General features: G+C 70.4%; 13 protein-coding genes. 9 read left to right on the top strand and 4 right to left on the bottom strand.

The window, feature by feature from the left end; translation table 11 throughout:
* Positions 1–131 precede the first annotated feature (131 nt).
* A complete protein-coding gene (locus OG866_RS29135) occupies positions 132–1,373 on the top strand; it encodes a GNAT family N-acetyltransferase (protein WP_329339231.1) in 1,242 nt (413 codons plus the stop codon).
* Between the two features lie 10 nt (positions 1,374–1,383).
* Here OG866_RS29135 and OG866_RS29130 read toward each other — a convergent pair whose 3' ends face one another.
* Complete coding sequence (locus tag OG866_RS29130) at positions 1,384–2,193, bottom strand: Fpg/Nei family DNA glycosylase (RefSeq protein ID WP_329339229.1); 810 nt, start codon at positions 2,191–2,193, stop codon at positions 1,384–1,386.
* A gap of 70 nt (positions 2,194–2,263) precedes the next feature.
* On the bottom strand, positions 2,264–2,749 hold the full coding sequence (locus OG866_RS29125) for a ribose-5-phosphate isomerase (RefSeq protein WP_059191789.1): 486 nt from the start codon (positions 2,747–2,749) through the stop codon (positions 2,264–2,266).
* Positions 2,750–2,930: 181 nt separating this feature from the next.
* On the opposite strand from OG866_RS29125, the gene OG866_RS29120 reads away from it, so the two are divergent.
* A complete protein-coding gene (locus OG866_RS29120) occupies positions 2,931–4,349 on the top strand; it encodes an amino acid permease (RefSeq protein ID WP_329339226.1) in 1,419 nt (472 codons plus the stop codon).
* A 54-nt stretch (positions 4,350–4,403) separates the two neighbouring features.
* Here OG866_RS29120 and OG866_RS29115 read toward each other — a convergent pair whose 3' ends face one another.
* Positions 4,404–6,479, bottom strand: a complete 2,076-nt coding sequence (locus OG866_RS29115; RefSeq protein ID WP_443063662.1) for a protein kinase domain-containing protein — start codon at positions 6,477–6,479, stop codon at positions 4,404–4,406.
* Between the two features lie 276 nt (positions 6,480–6,755).
* On the opposite strand from OG866_RS29115, the gene OG866_RS29110 reads away from it, so the two are divergent.
* Entirely contained in the window at positions 6,756–7,475 is a 720-nt protein-coding gene (locus OG866_RS29110; RefSeq protein ID WP_329339224.1) for a hypothetical protein, read from the top strand.
* A gap of 69 nt (positions 7,476–7,544) precedes the next feature.
* Entirely contained in the window at positions 7,545–8,825 is a 1,281-nt protein-coding gene (locus OG866_RS29105; protein WP_329339223.1) for an FAD-binding oxidoreductase, read from the top strand.
* Here OG866_RS29105 and OG866_RS29100 read toward each other — a convergent pair.
* Positions 8,815–9,393 carry a biotin transporter BioY gene (locus tag OG866_RS29100; protein WP_329339221.1) on the bottom strand — a complete coding sequence of 193 codons (579 nt, stop codon included), beginning with the start codon at positions 9,391–9,393 and terminating at the stop codon, positions 8,815–8,817. The genes OG866_RS29105 and OG866_RS29100 overlap by 11 nt on opposite strands.
* 227 nt (positions 9,394–9,620) lie before the next feature.
* Here OG866_RS29100 and OG866_RS45280 point away from each other — a divergent pair, with 227 nt between their 5' ends.
* The 5 genes from OG866_RS45280 (at position 9,621) to OG866_RS29080 (ending at position 13,811) form a co-directional block, all read left to right on the top strand.
* The gene (locus tag OG866_RS45280) at positions 9,621–9,752 is read left to right on the top strand and encodes a putative leader peptide (RefSeq protein ID WP_443063580.1); all 132 of its coding nucleotides are present in this window, start codon (positions 9,621–9,623) and stop codon (positions 9,750–9,752) included.
* 65 nt (positions 9,753–9,817) lie between these two features.
* Positions 9,818–11,005, top strand: coding sequence for an ROK family protein (locus OG866_RS29095; RefSeq protein WP_329339220.1), 1,188 nt, complete (start codon positions 9,818–9,820; stop codon positions 11,003–11,005).
* Positions 11,006–11,194: 189 nt separating this feature from the next.
* The gene (locus OG866_RS29090; protein ID WP_329339219.1) at positions 11,195–12,262 is read left to right on the top strand and encodes an ABC transporter substrate-binding protein; all 1,068 of its coding nucleotides are present in this window, start codon (positions 11,195–11,197) and stop codon (positions 12,260–12,262) included.
* Positions 12,259–13,104 carry an ABC transporter permease gene (locus tag OG866_RS29085; protein ID WP_329339217.1) on the top strand — a complete coding sequence of 282 codons (846 nt, stop codon included), beginning with the start codon at positions 12,259–12,261 and terminating at the stop codon, positions 13,102–13,104. Before OG866_RS29090 ends, OG866_RS29085 begins: the two co-directional genes overlap by 4 nt.
* Positions 13,080–13,811 (top strand): ABC transporter ATP-binding protein, encoded by a 732-nt coding sequence (locus OG866_RS29080; protein WP_329339216.1) that lies wholly within the window; start codon positions 13,080–13,082, stop codon positions 13,809–13,811. Before OG866_RS29085 ends, OG866_RS29080 begins: the two co-directional genes overlap by 25 nt.
* The last annotated feature ends 22 nt before the right edge of the window (positions 13,812–13,833 follow it).

Below are 13,833 nucleotides of genomic sequence, written 5' to 3'. Positions count from 1 at the left end.
CTTGGCACGGGAGGTCCCACTTGTCCCCCGTCCGAGGTTCAACTTCACAGTGAACTTCACGGAAAGCCACCCTGCGGCCACCAAGGAGAAATCCCCTGGCTCGTCCCGCAATGCCCTGGTAGGCATGGTCCATGGCTTCTGACTACGCGACCGGCCTGCGGGTGCTGCGGCAGGACGAATGGGACGAGTGGTACGACAACCTGATCCGGGCCTTCGGCGGGGTCGCGGAGTCGGCCGAGGAACGGGAGCTGTGGAACGGGCTCACCGAGCTCGACCGCTCCATCGGCGCCTGGGACGGGGACGAATGCGTCGGCACGGCGGGCGCGTTCAGCTTCCGGCTGACCGTGCCGGGCGGCGCCTCGGTGCCGGCCGCGGGCGTGACCATGGTCAGTGTGGCGGCGACGCATCGGCGGCGTGGGGTGCTGCGCTCGATGATGCGGCGCCAGCTGGACGACGTACGGGAATGGGGCTGGCCGCTCGCCGTGCTGACCGCGAGCGAACCGGCGATCTACGGGCGGTTCGGGTACGCGCCGGCGACCTTCCATGTCAGCGCCGAGATCGACACGGAGCGGGTACGGCTGTCCCTGCCGCCCGGTACCGATGACGTACGGGTGCGGTACGCGCAGCCGGCCGAGGTGCTCGACGCCTGTGAGGCGGTGTACGCGCGGCTGGTACCGCTGCGGCCGGGCATGGTGGCGCGGCTTCCCGGGTGGGAGCGGCTCGGGCTGCTCGATCCCGAGGGCGGCAGGGACGGGGCGTCGCCGCTTCAGTGCGTGGTCGCGGAGCGGGACGGCGAGGTCGTCGGGTACGCGCGCTTCCATGTGAAGCCCGAGTGGGACTCCGCCGGGCCGAAGGGGACGGTGGCGCTGCGGGACGTACAGGCGCTGGATCCGGCCACGCATGGCGCGCTCTGGCGGTTCCTGTTCGGGATCGATCTGACGTCGAAGGTGCATGCGCGCGGGCGGCCGGCCGACGAGGTCTGGCAGCAGTTGGTCTCCGACATCCGTCGCTGTGAGCCGCGGCTGCGGGACTCGCTGCATGTCCGGCTGGTGGATGTCGGGGCCGCGCTGGCGGCGCGGACCTACCAGGCGCCGGTGGACGTGGTGTTGGAGGTCGAGGACGACTTCTGCCCCTGGAACACGGGGCGTTGGCGGCTGAGCGGGGACGCGAAGGGGGCGTCCTGCGAGCGGACCGAGGACGCGGCCGATCTGGCGCTGTCCGTACGGGAGTTGGGGGCGGCGTATCTCGGTGGCGTGAGCCTCGCCGCACTGGGGGCCGCGGGGCGGGTGCGCGAGCTGCGGCAGGGGGCGCTGGCGGAGGCGGCGGTCGGGTTCGGCTCGGTCGTCGCGCCCTGGCTGCCGCACGGGTTCTGAAGCCCGCCCGCTAACGGGTCTGGCAGCCCGGGCACCAGAAGAGGTTGCGGGCGGCGAGGTCGGCGGTGCGGATCTCGCCGCCACAGATGTGGCAGGGCAGGTTCGCCCTGCGGTAGACGTACACCTCGCCGCCGTGGTCGTCGACGCGGGGCGGGCGGCCCATCGCCTCCGGGGTGTGCTCGGGTCGGACGGTGTCGATGCGGTTGTGGCGCACGCCCTCGCGCATGAGGTCGACGAGATCCCGCCAGATCGCGTCCCACTCCCGCGCGGTGACATCCTTCCCCGCGCGGTACGGGTCGATGCCGTGCCGGAAGAGGACCTCGGCGCGGTAGACGTTGCCGACGCCGGCGATGACCTTCTGGTCCATCAGGAGCGCGGCGATCGTCGTACGGCTGCGGGAGATGCGCCGGTACGCCGCCTGCGGGTCGGCGTCCTCGCGGAGCGGGTCGGGGCCGAGGCGGTCGTGTATCGCGCGCTTCTCGGCGTCCGTGATGAGGGCGCAGGTGGTCGGGCCGCGCAGATCGACGTACGACGTGGCGTTCGCGAGCCTGAGGCGGACGGTGTCCGTGGGCGGCGGCGCGGGGGCGTCGCCGAAGTTCACCTTGCCGAAGAGGCCAAGGTGGATATGGACCCAGTCCGTGTCGCGGAAGCCCAGGAAGAGGTGCTTGCCGTGGGCTTCGGTACGGGTGAGTCCGGCGCCGTCCAGGAGGGCGGCGGCGTCGGAGAACTTGCCCTGGGGGCTGGTGACGCGTGCGGCTCCGCCGGAGAACCGCTCGGCGTAGTCCAGCGCGAGCCGGTGAATGGTGTGCCCTTCCGGCACGTGCCGCCATCCTTTCCCACCCACCCGCCCGTCTCGATCACTCGACGGGCGGGACTCGACGAACGACCTGCTACTGCTGCGGGTGGTGGGCCGGGATCGGCGGGAGGTCGCCGGTGGTCTCGTAGTCGGCCAGCATGTCGATGCGGCGGATGTGGCGCTCGTCACCGGAGAACGGCGTGGCGAGGAAGGTCTCGACGAACTTGGTCGCCTCGTCCTGGGTGTGCATCCGGGCGCCGACCGCGACGACGTTGGCGTTGTTGTGCTGGCGGCCGAGCGACGCCGTCTCCTCGCTCCAGGCGAGAGCCGCGCGTACGCCCTTGACCTTGTTGGCCGCGATCTGCTCGCCGTTGCCGGAGCCGCCGATCACGATGCCGAGGGCGTCGGGGTCGGCCGCCGTGCGCTCCGCGGCGCGGAGGCAGAACGGCGGGTAGTCGTCCTGGGCGTCGTAGATGTGGGGGCCGCAGTCGACCGCCTCGTGGCCGGCCGCCTTCAGCCACTCGACGAGGTGGTTCTTGAGTTCGAAGCCCGCATGGTCGGAGCCGAGATACACGCGCATGGGATGAGTGTGACATGGCTGTTTCGGGGCAGCAGCCTCGGGTGTCAGCCAGGAAAACAACACCCCTGGCCACAGATGCTCAAGAAAACCTCAAGTAACAATCCGGATTCGAAGGTTCATTTATTTATTTGCCTCTGATTCATTGAGTCGTCCCCACACCTGGCACGAAGGAACTCCCCGTATGACTGGTCTCCAGGCCGGACTCAAGAACCGCCATCTGTCCATGATCGCCATCGGTGGTGTCATCGGCGCCGGACTGTTCGTCGGCTCCAGCTCCGGTATCGCCACCGCGGGACCCGGCATCCTCCTGTCGTACGCGCTCGTCGGCACGCTCGTGGTGCTGGTGATGCGGATGCTCGGCGAGATGTCCGCCGCGAACCCCACGTCCGGCTCCTTCTCCGCGCACGCCGACCGGGCGCTCGGGCGCTGGGCCGGCTTCTCCATCGGCTGGCTCTACTGGTTCTTCTGGGTCGTCGTGCTCGCGGTGGAGGCCACCGCCGGTGCCAAGATCCTCGAAGGGTGGATACCCGCCGTCCCGCAGTGGGGGTGGGCGCTCATCGTGATGGTGGTGCTGACCGCCACCAACCTGGTCTCCGTGGGCTCCTACGGCGAGTTCGAGTTCTGGTTCGCCGGGATCAAGGTCGTCGCCATCGGCGCCTTCATCATCATCGGCGGGCTCGCGGTCTTCGGTGTGCTGCCGGGGGTCGACGCCGACAAGGCGGGGCTCGGCAACCTCAGCGACCACGGCGGCTTCCTGCCCCACGGGCCCGGCGCCATCCTCACCGGCGTGCTGCTCGTCGTCTTCTCCTTCATGGGCAGTGAGATCGCCACGCTGGCCGCCGGCGAGTCCGAGAACCCGCAGCGGGCTGTCACCAAGTCGACCAACAGCATCATCTGGCGGATCGGCGTCTTCTACCTCGGCTCGATCTTCGTCGTCGTGACGCTGCTGCCGTGGGACGACCCGTCCATCAAGGAGTCCGGCTCGTACGTCGCCGCCCTCGACTCGCTCGGGATCGCGCACGCCGGTCAGATCATGAACTTCATCGTGCTGACCTCGGTGCTGTCCTGTCTCAACTCCGGGCTCTACACGGCCTCGCGCATGGCCTTCTCGCTCGGCGAGCGGGGAGACGCGCCGAAGGTGTTCGCGCGCACGAACGCGCGGGGCGTGCCCATGGCCGCGATTCTCGCGTCCGTGCTCTTCGGTTTCGTCGCCGTGTTCTTCAACTACCTCTCCCCCGACACGATCTTCCTCTTCCTCGTCAACTCCTCCGGTGCGGTCGCGCTGTTCGTGTGGCTGGTCATCTGCTTCTCGCAGCTGCGGATGCGGAAGATCATCCAGGCCGAGGAGCCGGAGAAGCTGGTCGTGAAGATGTGGCTGTACCCGTATCTGACCTGGGCCACGGCCGGGTTGATCGTCTTCGTGCTCGGTTACATGCTGACCGACACCGAGGGGGCGAGCAGCGGGCGTACGACCGTGCTGCTGTCCTTGCTCGTCGCGGCGTTCGTGCTGGGTGTCGCCGTGGTCAAGGAGCGGGTGCGGGGCCGGCGTTCGGACGTCGTCGGTGGGTCCGAGGTGCAGGACAAGATCAAGGTGGGTTGAGGCTGAGGCTGAGGCACCTCAGGGTGCTGCGGGTTTCACGGTGCTGTGGTTTGTCTACAGCACCGTGAAGCTGTTTTTGACCTTCTCGTACGTCTTGAGCGCCTGCGTCTCCGTCTGCGGCTGGTACCACGTGTTCACCTGGTACGACTTGCCGTCCGCGTTGAAGCCGAGCAGGCGGGCGTGCCAGGGGACGCCCTTGAGCGTGAAGGTGTACTCCCAGACCACCGCCGGGTGGCCCTTGAACTCCGTGTCCTCCAAGCGGATCTTCCGGTAGCCCTGGCCCTGGTGGGCGTTCTGTTCCGAGGTCTTCCAGGTGTCCATCAGGTCGCCGCGGGCGAGGGAGGACTTCGCGGCGAGCTCCTGGGTGCCGTCGGGTGACGTGTAGTGCACCTCCGCGCCCGTCTTCACATCTCTGCGCCAGTCCTTGGGAGTTGCCCAGGCGAAGCCGCCGGCTTCCCGGTGGGCGCCAGGTGGGAGGGACTGGGGCCTTGAGGTGCCTTCGACCGTGGGGGGTGGGGAGGTGGGGGCGGTCGAGGTGGGGGTGGACGAGGTGGGGGTGCCTTGTGACTCGTCTTTGGTGTCGGGTGAGTTGGCGTTCAGGAGGAGCAGGGTGGTGGTCACCGCGGCGGCTGTGGTGAGGGCCGCGACGGTGATGAGGCGGGTGCGGGTGCGGGTGCGGGTGCGGTGGGGGGTTGGTGGGGGGAGGGGGCGTTGTTCGGTGACGGCTTCTGAGCGGATGAGGGAGATGCCGCCGTGTGCCTCTGAGGAGGCGTTGTGGGTGGGCACCGGGCCTTCGGCCCGGATCGGATTCCCACCCGCACCACCCGTGCGACTTTCGTAGTCGGGTGCGGGTGGCCCCTGTGGGGGCTGCGCGCCGTCGGCGAGTGCGGGGGCAGGGGCGGGTGGACCCTGTGGGGGCTGCGCGCCGTCGGCGGTGGTGGGGGTGGGTGCGGGTGGCCTCTGTGGGGGCTGCGCGCCGTCGGCGAGTGCGGGGGCGGGCGGTCCCTGTGGGGGCTGTGCGCCGTCGGCGAGTGCGGGGGCAGGGGCGGGCGGTCCCTGTGGGGGCTGCGCGCCATCGGCGAGTGCGGAGGCGCGGGCGGGCGGTCCCTGTGGGGGCTGCGCGCCGTCGGCGAGTGCGGGGGCGGGCGGTCCCTGTGGGGGCTGAGCGGCGTCGGCGAGTGCGGGGGCGGGCGGTCCCTGTGGGGGCTGAGCGGCGTCGGCGGGTGTGGGGGTGGGGGTGAAGGGGGGTGTGGGGGGTTCTCGGTTGGGCCAGGGGAAGGCTGGGGTGGGTGGGTCCGGGTGGGGGGTGGGAGGTGGGGCGTCCTCGGGGTGGTTCGGTGGTTCGGGGTCTGGTCCTACCTGCACCGTGGGGGTTGGGGCCGGGAAGGCCACCAGGCGGAGTGCCTCCTCCACCTCGTCCAGGCCCGGGCGCAGTTCCGGTTCCTTCTCCAGGAGGGCGGCGAGGATGCCTCGTAGAGCGCCTGCCGTGGTGGGGAGTTGGGGCTCCTCGTAGAGGACCGCGTGGAGGGTCGCCAGCGTGGTGTCCCGGGAGAACGGGGAGTGGCCGGCCAGGGCCGCGCAGAGTGTCGCGCCCAGGGACCAGATGTCGGACGGAGGGCCCTGTGGGCGGCCCGCGATGCGTTCGGGGGCCATGTAGTCGGGGGAGCCGACCAGCATGCCGACCATGGTGAGCGCCTTGGCGTCCTGGATGGCCGCGATGCCGAAGTCGGTGAGGACCACGCGGTGTCCGGTGGTCTCGACGAGGACGTTGCCCGGCTTGATGTCGCGGTGCAGGACACCGCGCGCGTGCACCTGGCGCAGAGCCGTCACCAGGCCGATGCCGATCCGGGCCGCCTCCAGGGGGCCGAGCGGACCGTCCTCCACCATCATGCGTTCCAGGGAGCGGCCCACCACCAACTCCATGACGATCCACAGGCGTTCGCCCTCGTCCACGACGTCGTAGACCCGTACGACGTTGGGATGGTCGATGCGGGCCGTGGCACGCGCCTCGCGCAGGGTGCGTTCACGGCGCGTGCGGGCGTCCTCGGCGTCGAGGCCGTCTATGCGCATTTCCTTGACCGCGACCAGCCGGTCGAGTATTTCGTCGGCGGCTCGCCACACCCGCCCCATTCCCCCCTGGCCGATGCTCTCGACCAGGCGATAACGGCTCGCCACCAGGATCCCTGGCACTCCGCCGCTCCTCGCGTTTCCCGTGTTTCCCGTGTTACCCGTACTTCCCGCGTTTCCCGTATTCCCCGGCAATCCGTTGCACCCCCTCCACCACGCACCGGCCAACGCCTACTTCAACACAATGGTCACACTTCGAGCCGTACCAGCATAGTGCGGAGAAATCTTGTGGTAGCTCTTCAAGTACTGCGAATTCAGGCGCAGCCAAGGGGGACGAACATGAGTTCTCGTCGTATGACGACCATCGCGGGATCGCTGGTCACGGCATCTTTCTCGGCCGTACTGATCCTTTCCGGCACCGCCGGCGCGGATGACCAGGGGCCCGGAAGCAGCAAGGGGGGAAAGGTTGTCGACGAGGCGCCGGACGGCGTGAAGCTGACCACGCTGCTGCCCGAACAGATCTCGGTCGACAACAAGTCCGAGAAGACCGACCTCACCGCCACGGTGAAGAACGAAGGGACCAAGGACAGCGGAAAGATCCAGCTTTTGGTCGTCGGTTTCGACGGCCTCACGGTCAATAGCGTTCAAGGGTGCTCCTCGATTGCCGAAAGCGATCTGCCGGAGGGTTCGAACAGCGGTTTCGCCTGCCCGATCGACAATCTCGCGGCCGGTAAGTCGAAGTCGTACGCCGTGGACGCGTCGTTCGATCTCGACAAGACCGGAAAGATCTGTCTGCCGGTGCAGACCGGCGACGGGAAGAAGACGTACTGGCAGCAGGGCCCGGTTCCGTTCGGTACGACGAATCCGTCGCCGAACGCCCCGGCCACCCCGCTGCTCCTCGGTACCGACAACAAGCCGGTGGCCCCCGGCGGCGACGAGCTGCCGAAGACCGGTGTCGCGCGTGATCTGCTCCCGGCGGGCGCGGCGGGCGCAGCCCTGATGGCGGCCGGTGTGGCCGGGTTCTGGTGGTCCACGCGGCGACCGCGGCAGGAAATCTGAACCAGTATCTGAACCGGTGGGGGCACAACCTGACGGAGCCTGTCGGGTTGTTCCCCCACCATGGGGTGCATGGATCACCAGAACGGCATCCGTGAACTGACCGGGTTCCAGACCGCGTTCGCGCTGCGCCCCGCCACCGTCTCCACCCCCGCCACCACCGACGACGTCATCGCCGCCGTGCGCCACGCGGCCGACGCCGGGCTGCGTGTCACCGTCGAGGCGACCGGGCACGGGCGGCAGGGGCCGGTCACCGGCGGCGTGCTTCTCTCCACCCGGCGGATGGACGGTGTCACCGTCGACCCCGCGGCCCGTACCGTCCGGGTGCAGGCGGGCGTCCGCTGGGGGCAGGTGGTCGAGGCGGCCACGCCGTACGGGCTCGCGCCGCTCAACGGGTCCGCGCCGGGCGTCGGCGCCGTCTCCTACACACTGGGCGGTGGACTCTCCCTTCTGGCCCGGGAGTTCGGGTACGCGGCCGATCATGTGCGGTCGCTGGACGTGGTGACCGCCGACGGGCGGCTGCACCACGCCGTGCCCGGTTCCGAGCTGTACTGGGCGCTGCTGGGCGGTGGTCACCGGCTAGGTGTGGTCACCGAGTTGGAGATCGGGCTCGTCCCCGTGCGGACGCTGTACGGCGGTTCGCTCGCGTTCGACGGACGCGAGGTCGATCCGGCGGGTGCGCTGCGGGCGTACGAGGCCTGGACGCGGACCGTGCCGGACGGGCTGACCTCGTCCTTCGCCGCCGTACCGTATCCGGATGTGCCCGCTCTGCCGCCGCGGTTGCGCGGGCGGTACGTCCTGTCCGTGCGCGTCGCCCACACGGGTGGGGACGGGGAGCGGCTGGTCGCTCCGCTGCGGGAGATCGGGCCGGTGCTCGGCGACTCGCTGCGGGAGATGCCGTACGCCGAGAGCCACACCATCCACAGCGACCCGGACTTCCCGCACGCCTACTACGGGGACAGCGCGGTGCTGAGTGAGCTGGACGTGGACGGCGGGGGCGGGGAGCTGCTGCGGCTCACCGGGCCCGACTCCGTCGCCATGGTCGTCGTACAGGTCAATCATCTGGGCGGGGCGCTCGCGCGGCCCGCCCAGAACTCGGTGCCGTGGCGTGACGGGCGGTTCCTGGTGCGGCTGTTGACCACGGAGGAACGGGAGAAGGCGCGGGCCCTGCTCGATCCGGCGTTCGCGGTGCTCGCACCGCACACGCTCGGGCGGACGGTCAACTTCGCCTTCGGGGCCGGGGATCGGAGCGAGGGGCTGTACGACGCCGGGACGCGGAAGAGGCTCGCCGAAGTGAAGTCGACTCACGACCCGGCGAACCTCTTCGGTGACGGCTACGTCGTCAGCGCTTGATCAGTTTCCATGCGCTCGGCAGCAGGCCCATCGCCAGGGCCGCCTTGAGGGCGTCGCCGAGCAGGAACGGGGTGAGGCCGGCCGCGATGGCGGCGGAGGCGGACATGTCGAGGTCGAGGGCGAGGTACGGGACGCCGACCGCGTAGATGATCGCCTCGCCGAGCAGCATCGCGCCCGCCGTGCGCAGCACGGAGCGGTCGGCGCCGCGGCGGGCCAGGGCGCCGACGACGGTGGAGGCGAGGATCATGCCGAGGATGTAGCCGAAGGAGGGGGCGGCCGAGCCGGAGGTGGCGCCCGCGAACCACGGCATGCCCGCGACGCCCGCGAGGGCGTACAGCGCGAGGGAGAGGAAGCCGCGCCCCGCGCCGAGCGTGGTGCCGACAAGCAGCGCGGCGAAGGTCTGGCCGGTCACCGGCACCGGGGAGCCGGGCACGGGCACGGAGATCTGGGCGGCGAGGCCGGTGAGCGCGGCGCCGCCCACGACGAGCGCGATGTCGCGCACTCGGGAGGCCGGGAGCAGGTCGGCGAGGACCTGACCGGGGCGGACGGGGGCGACGGCGGTGCTCATGGGGACTCCGCGAGTGGGTGACGGGGACGGGACATCGCGACGCTATCCCGGGCGCCTCGCGTCGATCACCGTCAGCGGTCGACAAAGGCTGGAGCGGCGACTTGGTGGTCTCCATACAAAGGGTGTCGGTTACACCGGGTACGGCGTGATGCCGGTCACTGAGGCCGGGACGTTTCACTCACGTGTCGAGTGTGAACGGCGTCTGTAGGGTCCCACCAAATGCCGAGATGCCCTCTGGCTGGATACGGTCGGCGCCCCCTACCCTTCCAGCCATGGTTGCCCAGGCCCTCTTCCTCACGTCGCGTCGCCATGTCGACCTGCGACGCGTGGGCGCGGCCGCCTGTCGCCGTCCTGGGTGAGGCCCCGTTCCGGTCTCGCCCCTCGCGTACGGCGCAGTGTCGGACCGGCCCCCGAGGTGATCACCATGCCCACCCTTACGTCCCCCCTGGCCCGCGTCGCCGACAGTGACCGGCGGCGGACCAGCGCGAGTGTCGTGCTGCGGTCCGTGCTGGAGCACGGGCCGGTGGCGCGCTCCACCATCGCCCGGCTGACCGGGCTGTCCCCGGCGTCGGTGACGGACTACTGCGCCCGGTTCACCCGGCTCGGACTGATCCAGGAGGCCGCCGCGCCCCGGCGGTCGAACGGTGTGGGCCGACCCCATGTGCCGGTCGACCTGGACTCCTCGCGGTTCGTCGTGGGCGGCGTCCATGTGGCGGTGCCCCATACGACGGTCGCGCTGCTCGATCTGCGCGGGCGCGTGGTCGCCTCGCGGGAGCTGCGGCACACGGACGGCACCGACCCCGGGCCGGTGCTGGCGCGGGCCGCCGACGGGCTGGGCGCGCTGCTGGCGGCGTCCCCGGGGTGCCGGCCGCTCGGCGTCGGCTTCGCGGCCGGGGGCTGGGTGGACCGGGACACCGGCACCGTCGTCGAGCATCAGCTGCTCGGCTGGCGGGACGTGGCGGTGCGGGAGCTGATCGGCGCGCGCACCGGGCTGCCGGTCCATGTGGACGGGCACGCGCGGGCGTTGGTGAACGCGGAGCGGCTCTTCGGGCGGGCGCGCGGCAGCCTCAGCGTGCTGCATCTGTTCGTCGGCAATGTGGTCGACGCGGCGTTCGCCACCCATGACGAGGTGCATCACGGGCCGCGCTCCCAGGCGGGCGCCATCGCCCATCTGCCGGTGCCGGGCGGTACCGAGCCCTGCGAGTGCGGGCGGACCGGCTGCCTCCAGGCCGAGCTGAGCGAGCGGACGTTGTGCCGCAGGGCGCGGGCGGCCGGGGTGATCGCCGGGGTGAACCCGATGCATCTGGTGCGGGCGGCGGCGGACGGTGATCCGGTGGCCGTACGGCTGTTGGTGGAGCGGTCGCGGATGACGGGGCGGGCGGCGGGGCTGCTGCTGGACATCCTCAACCCGGAGACCGTCGTCGTCACCGAGGTCGGCGCGGTCCATCGGCAGGACTGCCTGGCGGCGCTGCGGGCGGAGGTCGGGGACGGGCGGGCGGGGTCGGTGATCCCGACGAGTTTCCCGGATTCGGTGCTCGCGGTGGCGGGCGGTGCGGTGGCGCTGGACGTGCTCTACCGGGATCCGCTGACCGCTTCACCTGAGGCTATTTAATTCAGAAACTCCGAATGTTGACAGGGGTTCCGTATGGCCGCGAGCATCGTGTTCATGAGCCCTCACCTGCACTGTCGCGCCTTCTGTTGCTGACACGCTGCCCCGTGTGACGCGCTCGTTTCTGCCGCGTGAATTCCTTTCCCGCCGTGTTTTTCGTGTTTCCCATGCACCAATTCAGGGAGTCCTCCCATGCCCTTTTCGCGTACGTCCGGCATAGACCGGCGACTCTTCCTCACCTCCGTCCTCGGTGCCGCGGCCGGTGTCGCGGGGCTGAGCGGCTGCGCCGAGTCCAGTGCCGCCACCGGCGGCGAGGGCGCGTCGAGGGCGCCGCTCGCCGACAAGGTTCCGGCCGGGACGGCCCTGAAGGTCGCCACCTACTTGGGCGCCCAGCAACTCCAGTTCAGACTCGCCAAGTTGGGTGAGCTGCCGTTCAAGGTGTCCAGCTGGGTGAACATCGGGGCCGGCCCCGATGTGATCAACGCCTTCCGTGCCAAGTCCCTGGACCTCGCCAACAACGCGGGTATTCCGCCGATCCAGGCGCACTACCAGGGCTTCGACGCGAAGATCGTCGCGATCAACATCACCCGCAAGCCCAACTACATCTTCGCCACCAAGCCCGGCAGCGACATCCGGACGGTCGAGGACTTCCGGGGCAAGAAGCTCGCCTTCTCCCAGGGGCAGGCCCAAGGGGTCGTGCTGCTGCGGGCGTTGAAGAAGGCGGGACTCGCCTACGACGACGTGAAGCTGGTCCCGCTGACCAGCAACCAGTTCCTCACCGCCCTCCAGTCGGGCCAGGTGGACATCGCCCCGCTCGCCAATACCCAGTCGCCCGCCTACCTCGCGCAGTACGAGGCGAAGGGCGCCCGGGGCATCACCACGGACGTGGTCGACCTGCTCAACCTGCTGTGGGCGCCGGTCTCCGTGCTGAACGACGAGGCGAAGGCCGCCGCGGTCGCCGCGTACATCCCGTACTGGGCGAAGGGCCAGGTCTGGGCGTACGAGCACCCCGACGTCTGGAACGAGGAGTTCTACGTCAAGACGCAGAACCTGACCCTCGCGCAGGCCCAGGGGATCACGGCGCTCGCCAACAAGCCGCTGTTCCCGCCGAGTTGGGCCGAGGCCATCAAGTGGGAGCAGGAGACCGCCGACCTGCTCGCGGAGGGCGGCTTCGTGAAGAAGTTCGACGTGGCCTCGCTGTTCGACCACCGCTTCGAGGGCATCGCCGCGAAGTCCGTAGCAGAGGAGTATCGCAAGTGAGCGCCGCGACCACGACGGCGACGGCTCCGGTCGTCGCGGAAGCCCCGGAGACCGTACCGCGCAGGCGTCGGAGTCTCTCCCCCGGCAGGCGGCTGCCCGCCGCCCGCCTTGTCGGCCCCGCCCTGGTGCTCGCCCTGTGGGCCGCCGCCTCGGCCGCGGGCCGGCTGGACCCGGCGGCGATCCCGGCGCCCTGGACGGTCGTGGAGACCGGCGCCCATCTGTGGACCGACGGCACCCTGCGGGGCGACATCCTGACCTCGCTCCAGCGGGCCGCCTCCGGCTTCGCGATCGGGCTGGTCGCCGGGGTCGCGCTGGCGCTGGCGTCCGGGCTCAGCCGGGTCGGGGAGGCGCTGATCGACGGGACGGTGAGCCTCAACCGGGCGATCCCCACCCTCGGTCTGATCCCGCTGTTCATCCTCTGGCTGGGCATCGGTGAGACCTTCAAGATCGCCATCATCGCGATCGTCGTCTACATCCCGATCTATCTCAACACCCATGCCGCGCTGTCCGGCATCGACAGCCGGTTCGTCGAACTCGCCGAGGTGCAGGGGCTGAACCGGTTCCAGTTCGTCCGGCAGATCGTCATCCCCGGCGCGCTGCCCGGATTCTTCGTGGGACTCCGGCTCGGCGTCACCGGCTCCTGGCTCGGCCTGGTCGTGCTGGAACAGATCAACGCCACCAGCGGCCTCGGCTATCTGATGTTCCAGGCCCAGAACTACGGCCAGTCGGACGTCATCCTCGTCGGCCTCGTCGTCTACGGCGTCTTCGGCCTCGTCTCCGACAGCGCGGTCCGCCTCATCGAAAGGAGGGTGCTGTCATGGCGACGCACACTGAGCAGCTGACCCGCCCCGCGGTACAACTCCGGGGTCTTACCCGGTCGTTCGACGGCCGCACCGTCCTCGACGACGTCGACCTCGACATCCCGGCCGGACAGTTCGTCGCCCTCCTCGGGCACAGCGGCTCCGGCAAGAGCACGCTGCTGCGGGCCGTCGCGGGCCTCGACCACCAGGTGACCGGCAGCGGCCGACTCACCGCCCCGGAGCAGATATCCGTGGTCTTCCAGGACTCGCGACTGCTGCCCTGGCGCCGGGTCCTGGACAACGTACTGCTGGGCTCGGACGCGGGCTCTGAGGACAAGGGGCGGGCCGCGCTCGAAGAGGTGGGGCTCGGGGGGCGGGAGCGGGCCTGGCCTAGCGAGCTGTCGGGCGGGGAGGCGCAGCGGGCGGCGCTGGCCCGGTCGCTGGTCCGGGAGCCCGAACTGCTGCTCGCCGACGAGCCGTTCGGGGCGCTGGACGCGCTGACCCGGATCAAGATGCACGTCCTGCTGCGGGAGCTGTGGGAGCGGCACCGCCCCTCGGTGCTGCTGGTCACACACGACGTGGACGAGGCGATCGTGCTGGCGGACCGGGTGCTGGTGCTGGAGGACGGGCGGATCGGCCTCGACCTGGCCATCGAGCCGCCGCATCCGCGCTCGTACCGCGATCCGCTGCTGGGCGAGTACCGGGAGCGGCTGCTGAAGGCGCTCGGAGTGACGGAGGACCACGCATGACCATCGGCCCCGGCGCCACGGA

Origin of the sequence: Streptomyces sp. NBC_00663, assembly GCF_036226885.1 — a bacterium.
Lineage (GTDB): Bacteria > Actinomycetota > Actinomycetes > Streptomycetales > Streptomycetaceae > Streptomyces.
This window is presented reverse-complemented; position numbering and strand designations above follow the sequence as displayed.

Coding starts and splice junctions, on each gene's coding strand:
- OG866_RS29125 (WP_059191789.1), bottom strand. CDS start 2,749: ATGCGCGTGTATCTCGGCTCCGACCATGCGGGCTTCGAACTCAAGAAC.
- OG866_RS29120 (WP_329339226.1), top strand. CDS start 2,931: ATGACTGGTCTCCAGGCCGGACTCAAGAACCGCCATCTGTCCATGATC.
- OG866_RS29095 (WP_329339220.1), top strand. CDS start 9,818: ATGCCCACCCTTACGTCCCCCCTGGCCCGCGTCGCCGACAGTGACCGG.
- OG866_RS45280 (WP_443063580.1), top strand. CDS start 9,621: ATGCCCTCTGGCTGGATACGGTCGGCGCCCCCTACCCTTCCAGCCATG.
- OG866_RS29105 (WP_329339223.1), top strand. CDS start 7,545: ATGGATCACCAGAACGGCATCCGTGAACTGACCGGGTTCCAGACCGCG.
- OG866_RS29115 (WP_443063662.1), bottom strand. CDS start 6,479: ATGGGGCGGGTGTGGCGAGCCGCCGACGAAATACTCGACCGGCTGGTC.
- OG866_RS29100 (WP_329339221.1), bottom strand. CDS start 9,393: ATGAGCACCGCCGTCGCCCCCGTCCGCCCCGGTCAGGTCCTCGCCGAC.
- OG866_RS29110 (WP_329339224.1), top strand. CDS start 6,756: ATGAGTTCTCGTCGTATGACGACCATCGCGGGATCGCTGGTCACGGCA.
- OG866_RS29080 (WP_329339216.1), top strand. CDS start 13,080: ATGGCGACGCACACTGAGCAGCTGACCCGCCCCGCGGTACAACTCCGG.
- OG866_RS29135 (WP_329339231.1), top strand. CDS start 132: ATGGCTTCTGACTACGCGACCGGCCTGCGGGTGCTGCGGCAGGACGAA.
- OG866_RS29090 (WP_329339219.1), top strand. CDS start 11,195: ATGCCCTTTTCGCGTACGTCCGGCATAGACCGGCGACTCTTCCTCACC.